We start from the raw sequence: 14,905 nt of genomic DNA on the forward strand, positions 1-14,905 counted from the left end.
AGAACAGAAGACCGGGAGTGAACCATGCTGGCTGATCGCATCGAGGCAAAATGGATCGACGCATTTTGCGAGATTTTTGAGCGATGCGCCGTCAAGGCTGGTGATACCGCCGCAATCCTCTCGGAGACCCAGTCACGCGCGTTGAACGTGCATCTGGCGGAGCTCGCCCTGCTGCGCATGGGCGCGCGGCCGTTTCATGTGGTGATGCCGACGCCGCGTAACCGCAACATCGTGCCGGTTCGCTCAACGGGGGCGAGCGAGGCGATCCAGCGCCTTGGCCCGGTCATCACCGCGCTTCAGCAGGCCGGCTTTGTGGTGGACTGCACCATTGAAGGTCTGATGCACGCGGTGGAGACGCCCGAGATCCTCAAGGCCGGCGCGCGGATCCTGGTGATCTCCAACGAGCATCCCGAAGCGCTGGAGCGGATGGTGCCGGATAGCGCACTCGAGAAGCGCGTTCGGGCGGCGGCCAAGATGCTGCGCGGGACCAAGCGGATGCGGGTGACGTCGAAGGCCGGCACGGCGCTGGACGTCGACATGGTCGGTGCGTCCACGGTCGGTGTGTGGGGCTGGACCGACAAGCCCGGCACGCTGGCGCATTGGCCCGGCGGAATCGTCGTCAGTTTCCCCAAGAGCGGGACCATCAACGGCACGCTGGTGATGGCGCCCGGCGACATCAACCTGACCTTCAAGCGCTACCTGGCCTCACCGGTGAAGATGACCTTGAAAGACGACTATGTCGTCGAGCTGGAAGGCGAGGGCACCGATGCCGCGATGATGCGCGCCTATCTTGCTGCCTGGGGCGATCGCGAGGCTTATGCCGTCTCGCATGTCGGTTTCGGCATGAACCCCGGTGCGCGCTATGAAGCGCTGTCGATGTACGACCAGCGCGACACCAATGGCACCGAGATTCGGGCTGTCTCCGGCAATTTCCTGTTCTCGACCGGCGCCAACGAATTTGCCGGCCGCTACACGGCGGGGCATTTCGATCTGCCGATGATGGGGACGACCATCGAGCTCGATGGCGTTGCTGTGGTCCGGGAGGGCGTGCTCCAGGACGTATTCGGCTAATTGCGGTCGAGCACGGGTGGGCGAGCCAGGTCGAAGTGGCGGAGCAGATCCACCATGGCCTGAAGCCGCTTTACGCGATAGGCGTCAACGTCCATGCCCGAATAGTCGAGGAAGCCGGCACCCGTGCGCAAGCCGATCCTGCCTTCATGCATGTTGCGTGAGATGACGTCCGGCGCGCGGTAGCGGTCGCTGCCGAGCGCGCCTTCGAGATAGCGACTGGCGTAGTACAAGATATCGCCGCCACCCCAGTCGATGAATTCGAGCAGTCCGAGCACGGCGTAGCGGAAGCCAAAACCGTAGCGGATCGCCTTGTCGATCTCCTCGGCACTGGCGACGCCTTCCTCGACCATGCGTGCGGCCTCGTTCATCGCCAGCGCCTGGATGCGCGGAACGATGAAGCCGGGCGTCGCCGCGCAGACGACCGGCACCTTGCCGATGCCTTCGAGCAGTCCCTTGACCTCGTCGACGATGGCGGGATCGGTGGCTCTGCCGGGCGAAACCTCGACCAGCGGGATCAGATAGGCTGGGTTGAGCCAATGCACGTTGAGGAAGCGGCGAGGGTTCACGATCGCGCCGGAGAGATCATCGACGAGGATGGTCGACGTCGTCGATGCCATGATCGTGTCGGGTCGGACCTGCCGTGAGGCTGACCCCAGCACCTCGCGCTTGAGTTCGACGACTTCAGGGACTCCTTCGAAAACCATTCCGGCGTCGGATAGCGCTGCCTCGCTCTGGCTGGCGGGCACCACCGAGACGCGCGCGATGAGCGGATCGACATCGGCCTCCGTCAGCAGCCCCAGCTTGGACAGGCTGGCAAAGGTCTTCGCGACCTCGCCGATCGCGTCCGCCTCCAGCTTGGCGAACTCCTCCGCGGAGCGCGCCTTGACGTCGATCATCGTGACTTGATGCCCAGCGTAGGCAAACGCGACCGCAATGCCGCGTCCCATGCGGCCAGCCCCCAGACAGACGATATTGGCGCGATTGGTCATCGGTCAAAATCCATTGCGAAGCAGCGTCTGCAATTCGGCCTTGCTGAGATTGTCGAGCCCCAGCGTCTCAAGCGTTCGGCCACCTTGCGCAAAATCCTCGCCGCAGACCGCGCCGCCGATTGACAGGAACGCTTTGGCCAGCGGCGTGGCCACGCCCGCCAGGCCGGCGACGGAGACCAGCAGCGACAGCCCAAGCCGCAGGTCCTCACGCATATAGCGATGCTCCGGCAGCACGATCCGCTCGCGCCAGTCGCCTGAATCCGTCAGCCGGTCGTGCGAGCCGCGGCCATACATCCAGATCTCGCCTTCACTCGCATAATGGTGAGCGAGCGGAAAATGCGGCGCACCGTAACCAAGTGCCTCGCGGACCGTGATGCGTTCCGCGTCGAGCGCGTCGGTCACCCGGCGGATCGCGGCTTGCGTGCCTTCCTTGTGAATGTCCCAGCGCTCGAAATGTTCGATTGGACCTGCGTTCATCACGATTAGCGGCGGATGGATGATCGGGCCGGCATTCATCAGCGCCCCGGACAGCGCGTCTCCGCACGGCTCGATCGTATCGGGGAAGGCGCGTCCGATGACTTCGAGCGCATGCGGTGCGCGGTCGAGCGGGAATACGCCGACCGGAAGCCGCTTGGCGCGGATGGTGATCGCGACCTCGAACGGTCCGTGCTTGCGGGTGAGCCACGGCAGTGTACCGGTTTCGGCAAAGCTTGCCCTGGCCTGGTTCCCAGCTTCCCGCGCAGCCCTTGCGAAGATCATCGAACCGAATGTCGCTGGCGGCAGAAAGACGACCTGACCGTCCCGCAGATGCGGGGCGAGCAGGCGAGCGATATCGGTCTGTGCGAAGGCAGGAGCAGGGCACAGGATCAGCTCCGTGCCGTTGACGGCCTCGGCGATATCCGTCGTGACCAGCGCGAGCGTCACGTCGTGGCGGCCGTTGTGATCCTTGACCAGGATGCGCGAGCCGGCGGCGCGATGTGCCGCGACCTGGCCGGCATCGCGGCGCCAAAGCCGCACCTCATGCCCCGACAGCGCAAAATCGCCGGCGGCCGCGAACGAGCCGTTTCCCCCACCCAGAACTGCAATCTTCAAGATGCCTCTCCCTGCGCGCGGGACTGCGCATCAAGCTGCTTCAGCAGGAAATGCTGGACCTTGCCCAGCGCGGTGCGCGGCATGTCGGCGACGAAGACGATCTCGCGCGGCACCTTATAGCGGGCGAGTTGCGCCTGGAGATGGGCTCTCAGCTCGTTCGCTTCGGGCCGGCAGCCGGATCGGGGGATGACATAAGCGATCGGCACCTCGTCCCAGCGCGGGTCCGGCCGGCCGATCACGGCGCATTCGCTGACGTCGGGATGTTCGAGCAGGACGCGCTCGACCTCGGCGGGATAGACGTTTTCCCCGCCTGAAATGATCATATTCTTCTTGCGGTCGCGGACCCAGAAATAGCCGTCGGCGTCGTTCAGGCCGATATCGCCGGTGCGATACCAGCCATCCTGCAATGAGTCGCGCGTTGCGGCCTCGTTGCCCCAATATTCGAAGAACACATTGGGGCCGCGTACCGCGATCTCGCCCGGCGTGCCGGCGGGCAATTCGTTGCCGGCATGATCGACCACCTTCGCGTCGCAGCACAGGCCGGCAAGACCGGTCGATCCCGCGCGCGAAAGGTCGCCGCCGAGCCGCGTGTAGACGGCGATCGGGCAGGTTTCCGTCGAGCCGTAGACCTGAAGCACCGGGACAGCGCGCGCGACGAAACGCTCGATCAGATGCGGAGGCACGATGGTCGAGCCGGTGGCGACGGCTTTGAGTGACGAAAGATCGGTGGCCGCCCAGGCAGGATGCTCGCTCACCGCCTGGATGATCGCAGGCACCATGACCGTGAGTGTCGGCCGCTCCTGTTCGATGGCTGCAAGCGCGGTCTCCGGCGCGAAGCGCGCATGGACCGTGACGGTCGCGCCAAGCTGCAGTGCCGGCGTGGTCTGGATGTTGAGGCCGCCAACATGGAAGAACGGCAACACGGTCAGCACGTGGTCGTCCGACGTCATGTTGTGCATGTGCTGGCTCATGACGCCGTTCCAGAACAGCGCCTCCTGGCGCAGCACCGCGCCTTTCGGCCGCCCGGTTGTCCCTGATGTGTAGACGATCAGCAGCGGGCAGGAGAGATCGGTGTGCGGATTTCGGCTGCTGCCGTCGCTGCGCGCGAGCAGGCTTTCGAATGTTGTGCCGCGAGGCGGCGTGAAGTCGAGGCCGACAACGGACGTCCCCGGCGCAAGCTCGGGGAGAACTCCCTCAAATGCCTGCTCGAGCACCAGCACCTTGGCGCCTGCGTCGGCGAGAATGAAGAGTTGCTCGGCGACGGCGAGCCGCCAGTTCAGCGGCACCAGCATCGCGCCAAGTCGCGCGCAGGCATAAAGCAGAACCAGGTAATCCGGCCGGTTCAGACTGAGGATGGCGACGCGGTCGCCGCGGCCGACGCCGAGCTCCTGCTTCAATGCCGTCGCGGTGCGCTCGATACGTGCGGCGAACGCCGCATAGCTCAGCCTTTCCCCCTCGAAGGCAATGGCCGTCTTGTCTGGCGCGAACGCCGCGTTGCGATCGATCAGACTGCAAAGGTCCACCGTCAGTCGTCCGTCTCGCCGATCTCATAGAGCGCCTCGCGTCCGATCCGGTCGAGGCACAGCTCGGCGGTCCAGGGCAACATCAGTGAGCCGCAGCGGCTGTCGCGATAGATCCGCTCCAGCGGCAGCGATCGAAGCATGGCCTGACCGCCGCAGGTGCGGATCGCGAGCGCGGCGAGCTCGTTGGCGCCTTCCATCACCGAATATTGCGCGGCATAGGCCCGCAGCACCTGCTCCTTGCTCGGATTGGCGCAGGCTTCGGTGACCGCCTGGAACCAGATCGCCTTGATCTGCTCGAGCTTGATCTGCATCTGCGCGACCGCGATCTGCTTGGTCGGATACATCCGGCGCTTGACCGGCGGCATGCCCGGCACTTCGCCGCGCAGATAACGCACGGTGAAATCATAGGCCGCTTGCGCCAGGCCCATATAGGTCGGCGACAGCGTCAGGAACATGTGCGGCCAGCGCATCGCGGCCTGGAAATAGACGCCGCGCGGCATCAGTGCAGAGTCGGCCGGCACGAACACGTCCTTGAACAGAAGCGTTCGCGAAACCGTTCCTCGCATGCCGAGCGGGTCCCAGTCGCCGACGACCGAGACGCCTTCGGCCTTGGCTGATATCGCGAGGTAAAGCGTGTTGCGGCGCGAGGCCTTCTCGCCCTCCTCGATCTCAGTGCAGAGCACGCCGTAATAGTCGGCGTGGCCGGAGAGCGATGCAAAAATCTTCTTGCCGTTGACGATCCAGCCACCCTCGACCGGCCTTGCTTCCGTGCCGAAGGCGACGCCGCCTGCGGCGGCCGCTCCACCCTCGGAGAAGGGCTGCGAATAGATCGCACCATCTTCGACGATGCGCTTGTAGTGGACTGCGCGACGCCGTTCGTGCTCGGCCCGGGTCCCGGCGTCCATGTCGAGATCGTCGGCGAGGGGCCCCGACCAGAGGGTCGAACACACGTGCATGTTCCAGGTCAGCGCGGTCGCGCCGCAATAGCGGCCGATCTCGGCGGCCGCCAAAGCATAGGTCTGATAATTCGCGCCGAGCCCACCGTGTTTCTTGGGAACGGCAATGCCGAGCAGACCGACGCGGTGCAGGTCGCGATAATTCTCGATCGGAAACGTCGCCTCGCGATCGTAAGTGGCGGCGCGAGCGGCGAACACGCTCTGGCCGATTTCTCTTGCCCGCGCAATGATGCCAGCCTGCTCGTCGCTGAGGCGGAATGCAATGGGATCGAAGATCGGCGCATCCAGCGCGACCTTGTCAGTCGTGCCGATCGTCTTGCTGACTTGCATGGTCATTGCGCAGTCACCTTACGCTTTGGTCGTAACGGAATTCAGGAACCGGCCGAGGGCCTCGTCGAAGGCATCGGGGCGCTCGAGGTTGGCGAGATGGCCGACACCGGCGAGCTCGATATATTCGGACGAGGGAATGTACGTCGCCGTCTTCGCCATCATGGGCGCGGGTGCATTGTTGTCCCTGGATCCCGACAGTAGCAGCGTGGGGACGGAAATATCCCCAAGCGCGCTGCGCTGGTCGAAGCCGATGAGAGCCAGCATCATGGCGCGATAGCTTGCCTCGGGCACGCTTCCCATGCATTCGCGTGCAAGCTCCATCCCTTTCGGATCGGGATCGTCCCCGACAAGCTCCTTCACCAGCGAGGGCGCCAGCGACTTCATCGTCTCCCCGCGATCGAGCGGCCCGAGCCGCGCCGCGATGAACGACTTCTGCCAGTCGCCGTCGGCCTTGCCGAAGGCCGGGCTGGTCTGCGCCAGCACGACCGCGCGTGCCGGTTTCGGTGATTGCACCAGCCACTTCTGCACGATCATGCCGCCGATCGAGTGACCGACCAGAATGGGTCTGGCTGCACCGAGTTGTTCGATGAATTGCTGGAGCGCCTCCGCCAGGGCAGCGATGCTGACGCTGGCGAGCGGGGTCGAACCGCCGTAACCCGGCATATCCCATGCGATTGCGCGGAAGCGGCCACCGAATGTGGCAAGCTGCCGCCGCCAGGCCCGCGCTGCGCCGCCGATGCCATGCAGGAAGATCAGAGGTATCGCATTCGGATCGCCCGCGGCTTCGTAGGCGAAGCGTCCGTCCTTTGTTATCATTGGCGCAGGCTGCGACACGCGACATCCTTTTGCTTGGCCCTTGATGCTAACAGGCCTGTGGGGGATGGGAAGCGATAATTTTATACTTAAAGCAATTTTCGGGCCGCCCTCTCGTGCTCTGACGGTCGCGGCGGCGAGCACCGCTTTCGTTGCAAAAATTTGAAGGTTAAAATATATCGGAGGAACGATCATTGGATCCGAGGGAGCCAGCGCATGTCCGGATTGCCGCACTCGCCGCACGCACTGGTGACCGGTGGTGGCCGCGGCATCGGCCGTGCGATCGCGGCGTCTCTCGTCGGCGCCGGCGCCATTGTGACGATAGTCGGTCGGAACTCAGCGGTCCTCGAAGAGGCGGTCAATGCAGGCGCCGCGCATTTTGCGGCTGTCGCCGACGTCTCGAACGAGATCGCTCTGAAGGCCGCCATCGCCGAGGCCCAGGCGCGAAAGCCGATCGAAATCCTGATCGCCAATGCGGGCATCGCCGAATCCGCACCATTCGCGAAGTCGGACAGTGCCCTGTTTGCGCGCATGATGGACATCAATTTCATGGGCGTCGTCCATGCCATCCACGGCGTGCTGCCGGGCATGAAGGATCGTCCGTATGGCCGCATCGTCGTGATTGCGTCGACCGCGGGGCTCAAGGGCTATGCTTATGTCAGCGCATACACTGCGGCCAAGCACGCCGCGGTCGGTCTCGTTCGTTCGCTTGCGCTCGAGCTGGCCGGCAGCAATGTGACCGTGAATGCGGTTTGTCCGGGCTTCACCGACACCGACCTCGTCGCCGGCAGCATCGAGAACATCATGACCAAGACGGGACGAAGCCGGGAGCAGGCGATCGCCGAGCTTGCCAAGCACAATCCGCAAGGGCGCCTGATCGCGCCTCAAGAGGTGGCGGATTCCGTGCTTTGGCTGTGCGGGCAGGGAGCCAGTGCGATCACCGCGCAGGCAATCGCGGTGGCTGGTGGCGAAATCTAGCGGCGCGGAACGAACACACCAAGGAGATCGCATGAGCAGACCAGCAAATCCCGTCACCATTCCGCTCGCGGACCATTCGCCGCAGCACTTCCTGCTGGCGGTGGTCGACGGCGTCGCGACGGTCACGCTCAACCGGCCCGAACGAAAGAATCCGCTGACGTTCGAAAGCTACCGGGAACTGACCGATTTCTTCCGCGCTTGCGCCTTCGACGACGAGGTCAAATCCATCGTCGTCACCGGCGCTGGAGGCAATTTCTCGTCCGGCGGTGACGTGTTCGAGATCATCGGCCCGTTGGTGAAGATGGACACTAAGGGGCTGACGGCCTTCACGCGGATGACCGGCGACCTCGTCAAGGCGATGCGCGCCTGCCCGCAGCCGATCGTGGCCGCGGTCGAGGGCATCTGTGCGGGGGCCGGTGCGATCGTCGCCATGGCCTCGGACATGCGCCTCGCGGCGAGCGGGACCAAGGTTGCTTTCCTGTTCAACAAGGTGGGCCTTGCCGGTTGCGACATGGGCGCCTGCGCGATCCTGCCGCGGATCATCGGGCAGTCCCGCGCCTCCGAACTGCTCTACACCGGCCGGTTCATGACCGCGGAAGAAGGCGAGCGCTGGGGCTTCTTCAGCCGCATCGTGACGCCGGAGCAGGTGCTGGCCCAGGCACAATTGCTGGCCAGGCAGATTGCGGAAGGGCCGACCTTCGCCAACACCATGACCAAGCGGATGCTGGCGATGGAATGGGCAATGTCGGTGGAGGAGGCGATCGAGGCGGAAGCCGTTGCCCAGGCCCTGTGCATGACCACGGCCGATTTCGAGCGCGCCTTCGAGGCCTTTGCCAACAAGGTCAAGCCGGTATTCAGGGGCGACTAAACGGCGTCTTTGTCCGAGCCGGCCAGCAAGGGGGACTTGCGCGAAATTATTTTAGACTTAAAATAGTTTCATGGCCGGGTGAACTTGGCGAGGCTCCCATGAAAGTCGCGATCATCGGTGGCGGACCTGCGGGTCTCTACGCTGCGATCCTGCTCAAGAAGCAGCGCCCGGGCGCCGACATCACGGTGTACGAGCGCAATCGGGCCGACGACACCTTCGGCTTCGGCGTGGTATTCTCGGATGCCACGCTCGACAATTTCGAGAAGCACGATCTGCCGAGCTACCGCCGTATCACCCAGGAGTTCGCATACTGGGACGACATCGCCGTGCATTTCCGCGGCACGGTCCACCGGGTCGGCGGTAACGGCTTTTGCGGCTGCTCGCGGCGCAAGCTGCTTCTGATCCTTCAGGAACGGGCCCGCGAGCTCGGCGTCGTCCTGCACTTCGAGGTGGACATCGACGACGAAACCCGGTTCGCCGACGCCGATCTCGTGCTGATCGCGGACGGTATCAACAGTCGCTTCCGCGAGAAATATGTCGATCATTTCCAGCCGGAGGTCGACCTCCGCTCCAACAAGTTCGCCTGGATGGGCTCGACCAAACCGCTCGATGCCTTCACCTTCATCTTCCAGGAGACCGAGTGGGGGCCCTTCATCGCCCACGCCTATCAATATGAGGCCGGACATTCGACCTGGATCTTCGAGACCGATCCCGAGACGTTCGAGCGGGCTGGCCTCACGGGGCTGGACGAGACGCAGTCCGCCGCACGGATGGCCGAGATTTTCGGCTGGTTCCTCGATGGACACAAGCTGCTCATCAACCGTTCGATGTGGCGCAATTTCCCGATGATCCGCAGCAAGCGCTGGGTCAAGGACAACATGGTGCTGCTCGGCGATGCCAAGGCGAGCGCGCATTTTTCGATCGGCTCCGGCACCAAGCTGGCGATGGAAGACGCGATCGCGCTCGCCGACGCGATGCAGAACGCGCCGAGCACCGAGGCGGCGCTCGATCTCTATGAGCACGGCCGCCGCGAGGAGGTCGAGAAGACACAGCATGCCGCCGACGTCTCGCTGGTCTGGTTCGAGCATGTCGACCGCTTCTGGGATTTCGACCCCGTGCAGTTCGCCTTCGGCGTGATGACGCGCTCGAAGGCGATCACCTATGACAATCTGAAGCTCCGCGCGCCCGATTTCGTCGCCGAAGTCGAAAAGTCATTTGCCAAACAGGTTCGCGACAGCGGCTTTGACGTCGATACCAAAAAGCCCGCAGTGCCGTTGTTCCAGCCGTTCCGGCTGCGCGAGATGGAGATCGCCAACCGCGCGGTGATGTCGCCGATGTGCATGTACTCGGCCAAGGAGGGCGTGCCGACCGACTTCCACCTCGTGCACTACGGATCGCGCGCGATCGGTGGCGCCGGCCTGATCTTCACGGAGATGACCTGCGTCAGCCGCGACGCCCGGATCACGCCGGGCTGCGCCGGTCTGTGGAACGACGAGCAGGAGGCCGCCTGGCGGCGCATCGTGAGTTTCGTCCACGGCAATTCGGCTGCAAAGATCTGCCTCCAGCTGGGCCATGCCGGGCGCAAGGGCGCGACCAAGCTGATGTGGGACGGCATGGATCGCCCGCTGGACGAAGGCGGCTGGGACGTGTTCTCCGCATCGCCGCTCCCTTATTTCCCCGACAGCCAGGTGCCGCGCGAGCTCGATCGTGCCGGCATGAATGCGGTGAGGGACGCTTTCGTCGCGGCGGCCGAGCGCGGCGAGCGCTGCGGCTTCGACATGCTCGAGCTGCATTGTGCCCACGGCTATCTGCTTGCGAGTTTCATCTCGCCGCTGACGAACACCCGCACGGACGAGTACGGCGGCTCGCTCGAAAATCGTCTGCGTTTCCCGCTGGAGATCTTCGAGGCGCTCCGCGCGGTCTGGCCGTCGCACAAGCCGATGTCGGTACGCATTTCAGCGACCGACTGGGCTGACGGCGGTATCACCGGCGACGATGCGGTGGCGATCGCGCGGGCCTTCGCCGAGGCCGGTGTCGATCTCGTCGACGTCTCGACCGGGCAGACCGTCCGCGATGCGCAGCCGATCTATGGCCGCATGTTCCAGACGCCGTTCTCGGATCAGGTCCGCAACGAGGCGCGCGTGGCCACGATGTGCGTCGGCAACATCACGACGGCTGATCAGGCCAACACCATCCTGGCTGCTGGCCGGGCGGATCTCGTCGCGCTCGGCCGGCCGCATCTGGTCGATCCGTTCTTCACCATGAGGGCGGCGGCCTGGTACGGGGCAAAGGACGCGTTCTGCCCGCCGCAATATCTGCCCGGAATGGATCAGATTTTCCGCAACAGCGTCCGCGACCGGCAGGATCTGGAGGAGCTGCGCATTAAGGCTAAGCCCAAGACCCGGGCCGAGCTCAAGGCGGAGGCGACAAAGCCGCTTGCGGCGGAGTAACCGCCCGTGCGACGTTAACCTCATTGCCTGGCGTGTTTCGAGTGGAGTAAGGGCGATGAAGGCGATTATCGTCGGTGGCGGAATCGGTGGCCTCACCACGGCGCTGATGCTGCGTTCGCGTGGCATCGGATGCGAGATCTTCGAGCAGGCTGACACCATTCGTGAGCTCGGCGTCGGCATCAATACGCTGCCGCATGCCATGCGCGAGCTCGCCGGACTCGGCCTGCTCCAGAAGCTCGACGACGTCGCTGTTCGCACCGACCAGCTCTATTACCTCAACCGCCACGGCCAGGAGGTCTGGCGCGAAGCCCGCGGCATCGACGCCGGTCACGACGTGCCGCAGTTCTCGATCCATCGCGGCCGGCTTCAGGGCGTCATCCATCGCGCCGTCGAGGAGCGGCTCGGGCACGAGGCGATCCACACCGGCTGCAGGCTCGGCGCGTTCACGCAGGACGAGGGCGGCGTCACCGCTTACTTCTTCGATCGTGCCGGCGCGCATGTCCACACCGCGCGCGGCGACATCCTGATCGGCGCCGATGGCATCCATTCCCGCGTTCGCGACACGCTGTTCCCAAACGAGGGACCGCCGTGCTGGAACGGCTTGATGCTGTGGCGCGGTGCGCGCGACTGGCCGCTGTTCCTCACCGGCAAATCGATGATCGTGGCCGGTGGCCTCAATGCCAAGGTGGTGATCTATCCGATCGCGGAGGGATCGAGCCCGGCGAGCCGCCTGACCAACTGGGCCGTGCTGGTGAAGGTGGGCGAGGGCAATGCGCCACCGCCGCGGAAGGAAGACTGGTCGCGGCCGGGCCGCCGCGAGGAGCTGATGCCGCACGTCGCCCGCTTCTCGGTGCCCTATGTCGACGTGAAGAGCCTGATCTCGGCGACGCCCGAATTCTACGAATATCCGACCTGCGACCGCGATCCCTTGCCCTATTGGTCGTCGGGACGCGTCACGCTACTCGGCGACGCCGCGCACCCCATGTATCCGGTCGGCTCGAATGGCGCGTCGCAGGCGATCCTCGATGCGCGCTGCCTTGCTGATGCGCTGGTGCGCGCCGAGCATCCACGCCAGGCGCTGCTCGAATATGAGAAGAAGCGCCTGCCGATGACGGCGGATATCGTGCGCTCCAACCGGCGCGGCGGCCCTGAGGGCGTCATCGACGCCGTCGAGCAGCTCGCGCCCGACGGCTTTGACAATGTCGACAATGTGCTGAGCTATTCCCAGCGCGAGGCCATCGTGCGCGGCTATGCCACCAAGGCGGGCTTCGCCGCCGTGCCGGGACTGGCGGCGGTGCGCGCTTGAGACCTGCCGCTAGCCGGCGCCGGGAGGCGGCGGCAGGAAGTGGATGTTGAACTCGGCGGCCATCGCCACCACGTCCTCCGGCTTCTGTTCCTTCATGTTGTGAAGGCCCCAGAACAGGTCGAACAGTTTTCTGGTCGGCGACACCCAGAACAGCACTTTTGCGGTCTGCTCCGATTTGTTGAAAATGCCGTGCGGCACACCCATGCCGAGGCGGATCAGGTCGCCGGCGGTTGCCTGCGACTCCGAATTGCCCAGCATGAAGTCAAGCTTGCCCTCCAGCATGTAGAGATATTCATCCTGGTCGGGGTGAATGTGCGGCGGCACGAACGTGCCCGGCGGCAATGTCGCGTGCCATGAGAAGCTGTGCTCGGTATTGCTCTTCGGCACATAGGTCTGGCCGAGGATGTTCCAGGAGATTCCCTGGATCCCTTCATTGGCCCGCGTGATGCCGGTGATTTCGCTCTTCATTGCAGTCCTCCCGTAACCCTTGACGCGACGCGCGGCTTAGTTCGCTGCCTTGCAGTCCTTGGCATAGCGGTCGCCGTAATTCTCAAAGACCTTCTGGACGATCTCGGTCTGGAACTTGCCGTCCGGACGCTTGGCGACCTTGGTCAGGTAGAAGTCCTGGATCGGATAGCCGTTGGTGTTGAACTTGAAGGTGCCGCGCAGCGAGGTGAAGTCGGCCTTCTTCAGCGCGGCCTGAACCGCGTCCTTGTTCGACAGATCGCCCTTCACGGCCTTGACTGCACTGTCGATCAGCATCGCGGCGTCATACGCCTGGAAGGCGTAGGTGCCGGGTACGACGTTATAGGCGGCCTCGTAGGACGCGACGAACTTCTTGTTCTGGGGATTGTCGAGATTGGGCGCCCAGTTGGCGCCGCCAAACATGCCGACGGCGGCGTCCTGCTGCGCCGGCAAGGTCGATTCATCCACCGTGAACGCCGAGAGCACCGGAATGCTGTCAGCAAGGCCCGCCTGCCGGTATTGCTTGACGAGATTGACGCCGAGGCCGCCCGGCATGAACGTGAAAAGCGCGTCGGGCTTCTGCGAGGAGATCTTCGAAAGCTCCGGCTGGAAGTCCAGCGTGTTCAGCGGCATGTAGGATTCCTCGACGATCTCACCCTTGTAGTCGAGCTTGAACCCCGCCGCCGAATCCTTGCCGGCCTGATAGTTCGGCACCATCAGGTACATGCGCTTGTAACCGCGATCCTGCGCGACCTTGCCGAGGATCTCGTGAACCTGATCGTTCTGGTACGAGGTCACATAGAAGAACGGGTTGCAGTCCTTGCCGGCAAAGGTCGAGGGGCCCGCGTTGGGGCTGATCAGGAAGGTCTTCGATTCCGTCACGGGCCGGTGGATCGCCTGCAGGATGTTGGAGAAGATCGGGCCGATCACGAAATCGACCTTGTCGCGTTCGAGCAGACCCTTGACCTTGGTCACCGCCGCGTCCGGCTTCAGTTCGTCATCGACCACCACGACCTCGACGTCACGGCCGCCCATCTTGCTGCCGAGGTCCTTTACGGCGAGCGCAAAGCCGTCGCGAACTTGCTGGCCAAGCGCTGCGGCTGGTCCCGACAGAGTCACGATCACCCCGAGCTTGATCTTCTCCTGCGCCACGGCCGGGGTCGCGGCAGTGCCGAGTAGCACGGCGGCCGCGGCCAAGGTTGATTGCATTCTCATGATCTGTCCCCCGTGACATCAGGGCTTGCGCTGCAAGCCGCGTACTCTGGTCCAAGCTTATGCCGATGATGGCGGCCGCGGCAAGCAGCGCTCAGACTGTCACCATCCTGCGGGCAGCGGCGCATGCAAGCGGCGCGCCAATTATTTGAAGCCTAAAGAAATTGGCGTGCGGTCGATTGTTGCAGCTTTGGACTTGCGGCCGGCTTCAATTTATTTGAAGCTCAAAATGTTGGGGAATCCGTGCCGGCGCCAATGCCCGCCGAGAGTGACTGCACCGAGATGCTCGATTCCGAGACCAAGGCCGTCGAAACGCCGGAGGACCACGCCGACGAGCTTCGGCTGTGGCTGCGCCTCTTGACCTGCACGACCCTGATCGAGGGCGAGGTTCGCGGCCGGCTGCGGCAGCGGTTCGACGTCACGCTGCCCCGCTTCGATCTGATGGCGCAGCTCGACAAGGCGCCTGACGGCATGACGCTGTCCGATGTCTCCAAGCGGATGATGGTGTCGAACGGCAATGTGACCGGTCTCGTCGAGCGCCTCGTGGAATCCGGCCATCTTGACCGTCGGACCTCGGAGACGGATCGCCGGGTCCAGGTGATCCGCCTCACGAAACTCGGTCGCGCCGAGTTCCGCAAGATGGCCGCGGAGCACGAGACCTGGATCGCCGATCTGTTCGGAGACCTCTCGCCGAAGGACGTACGCGAATTGATGCGGCTGCTCGCCAAGACCAAGGCGTCGGCGCAGAAATCGGCCGCGCGCCGCCGGCCGTAAGCACCGCCGCCGATCCCTTTTGCCGCAGGAAAAAGCACGGGATGCCCAAAATCCGCTATTGCGCCAAATTGTTTTAAG

13 protein-coding genes are annotated in these 14,905 nt (G+C 64.2%); 6 read left to right on the forward strand and 7 right to left on the reverse strand.

The window, feature by feature from the left end; translation table 11 throughout:
• Positions 1–24 precede the first annotated feature (24 nt).
• Entirely contained in the window at positions 25–1,071 is a 1,047-nt protein-coding gene (locus tag AABA84_RS11295) for a peptidase M29 (protein WP_212250202.1), read from the forward strand.
• On the opposite strand, the gene AABA84_RS11300 is transcribed toward AABA84_RS11295, so the two are convergent.
• The 5 genes from AABA84_RS11300 to AABA84_RS11320 are packed head-to-tail and all read right to left on the reverse strand — an operon-like array spanning position 1,068 to position 6,795.
• Positions 1,068–2,060, reverse strand: a complete 993-nt coding sequence (locus AABA84_RS11300; RefSeq protein WP_212250200.1) for a 3-hydroxybutyryl-CoA dehydrogenase — start codon at positions 2,058–2,060, stop codon at positions 1,068–1,070. The genes AABA84_RS11295 and AABA84_RS11300 overlap by 4 nt on opposite strands.
• A gap of 3 nt (positions 2,061–2,063) precedes the next feature.
• Positions 2,064–3,152, reverse strand: a complete 1,089-nt coding sequence (locus AABA84_RS11305; protein WP_338312072.1) for an NAD/NADP-dependent octopine/nopaline dehydrogenase family protein — start codon at positions 3,150–3,152, stop codon at positions 2,064–2,066.
• Positions 3,149–4,675 carry a class I adenylate-forming enzyme family protein gene (locus AABA84_RS11310; RefSeq protein ID WP_338312073.1) on the reverse strand — a complete coding sequence of 509 codons (1,527 nt, stop codon included), beginning with the start codon at positions 4,673–4,675 and terminating at the stop codon, positions 3,149–3,151. The genes AABA84_RS11305 and AABA84_RS11310 overlap by 4 nt, the downstream gene beginning before the upstream one ends.
• 2 nt (positions 4,676–4,677) lie before the next feature.
• A complete protein-coding gene (locus tag AABA84_RS11315; protein WP_338312074.1) occupies positions 4,678–5,967 on the reverse strand; it encodes an acyl-CoA dehydrogenase family protein in 1,290 nt (429 codons plus the stop codon).
• A 12-nt stretch (positions 5,968–5,979) separates the two neighbouring features.
• Positions 5,980–6,795 carry an alpha/beta fold hydrolase gene (locus tag AABA84_RS11320; protein WP_338312197.1) on the reverse strand — a complete coding sequence of 272 codons (816 nt, stop codon included), beginning with the start codon at positions 6,793–6,795 and terminating at the stop codon, positions 5,980–5,982.
• A 195-nt stretch (positions 6,796–6,990) separates the two neighbouring features.
• On the opposite strand from AABA84_RS11320, the gene AABA84_RS11325 reads away from it, so the two are divergent.
• The 4 genes from AABA84_RS11325 to AABA84_RS11340 all read left to right on the forward strand — a co-directional run bounded on the left by AABA84_RS11325 (position 6,991) and on the right by AABA84_RS11340 (position 12,376).
• The gene (locus tag AABA84_RS11325) at positions 6,991–7,752 is read left to right on the forward strand and encodes an SDR family NAD(P)-dependent oxidoreductase (protein WP_338312075.1); all 762 of its coding nucleotides are present in this window, start codon (positions 6,991–6,993) and stop codon (positions 7,750–7,752) included.
• Between the two features lie 31 nt (positions 7,753–7,783).
• Positions 7,784–8,620 carry an enoyl-CoA hydratase family protein gene (locus AABA84_RS11330; RefSeq protein ID WP_338312076.1) on the forward strand — a complete coding sequence of 279 codons (837 nt, stop codon included), beginning with the start codon at positions 7,784–7,786 and terminating at the stop codon, positions 8,618–8,620.
• Between the two features lie 98 nt (positions 8,621–8,718).
• Complete coding sequence (locus AABA84_RS11335) at positions 8,719–11,070, forward strand: bifunctional salicylyl-CoA 5-hydroxylase/oxidoreductase (RefSeq protein ID WP_338312077.1); 2,352 nt, start codon at positions 8,719–8,721, stop codon at positions 11,068–11,070.
• Positions 11,071–11,125: 55 nt separating this feature from the next.
• A complete protein-coding gene (locus AABA84_RS11340; RefSeq protein ID WP_212250180.1) occupies positions 11,126–12,376 on the forward strand; it encodes a flavin-dependent oxidoreductase in 1,251 nt (416 codons plus the stop codon).
• Positions 12,377–12,385: 9 nt separating this feature from the next.
• Here the strand turns inward: AABA84_RS11340 and AABA84_RS11345 are convergent, their stop codons facing one another.
• A complete protein-coding gene (locus AABA84_RS11345; RefSeq protein WP_247328833.1) occupies positions 12,386–12,844 on the reverse strand; it encodes a cupin domain-containing protein in 459 nt (152 codons plus the stop codon).
• A 36-nt stretch (positions 12,845–12,880) separates the two neighbouring features.
• Positions 12,881–14,056: an ABC transporter substrate-binding protein gene (locus AABA84_RS11350; protein ID WP_338306676.1), complete on the reverse strand. Its 1,176-nt coding sequence runs from the start codon at positions 14,054–14,056 to the stop codon at positions 12,881–12,883.
• A 252-nt stretch (positions 14,057–14,308) separates the two neighbouring features.
• On the opposite strand from AABA84_RS11350, the gene AABA84_RS11355 reads away from it, so the two are divergent.
• The gene (locus tag AABA84_RS11355; protein ID WP_338312078.1) at positions 14,309–14,827 is read left to right on the forward strand and encodes a MarR family winged helix-turn-helix transcriptional regulator; all 519 of its coding nucleotides are present in this window, start codon (positions 14,309–14,311) and stop codon (positions 14,825–14,827) included.
• The last annotated feature ends 78 nt before the right edge of the window (positions 14,828–14,905 follow it).

This window comes from Bradyrhizobium sp. TM239 (assembly GCF_036247985.1).
Taxonomy (GTDB): domain Bacteria; phylum Pseudomonadota; class Alphaproteobacteria; order Rhizobiales; family Xanthobacteraceae; genus Bradyrhizobium; species Bradyrhizobium ottawaense.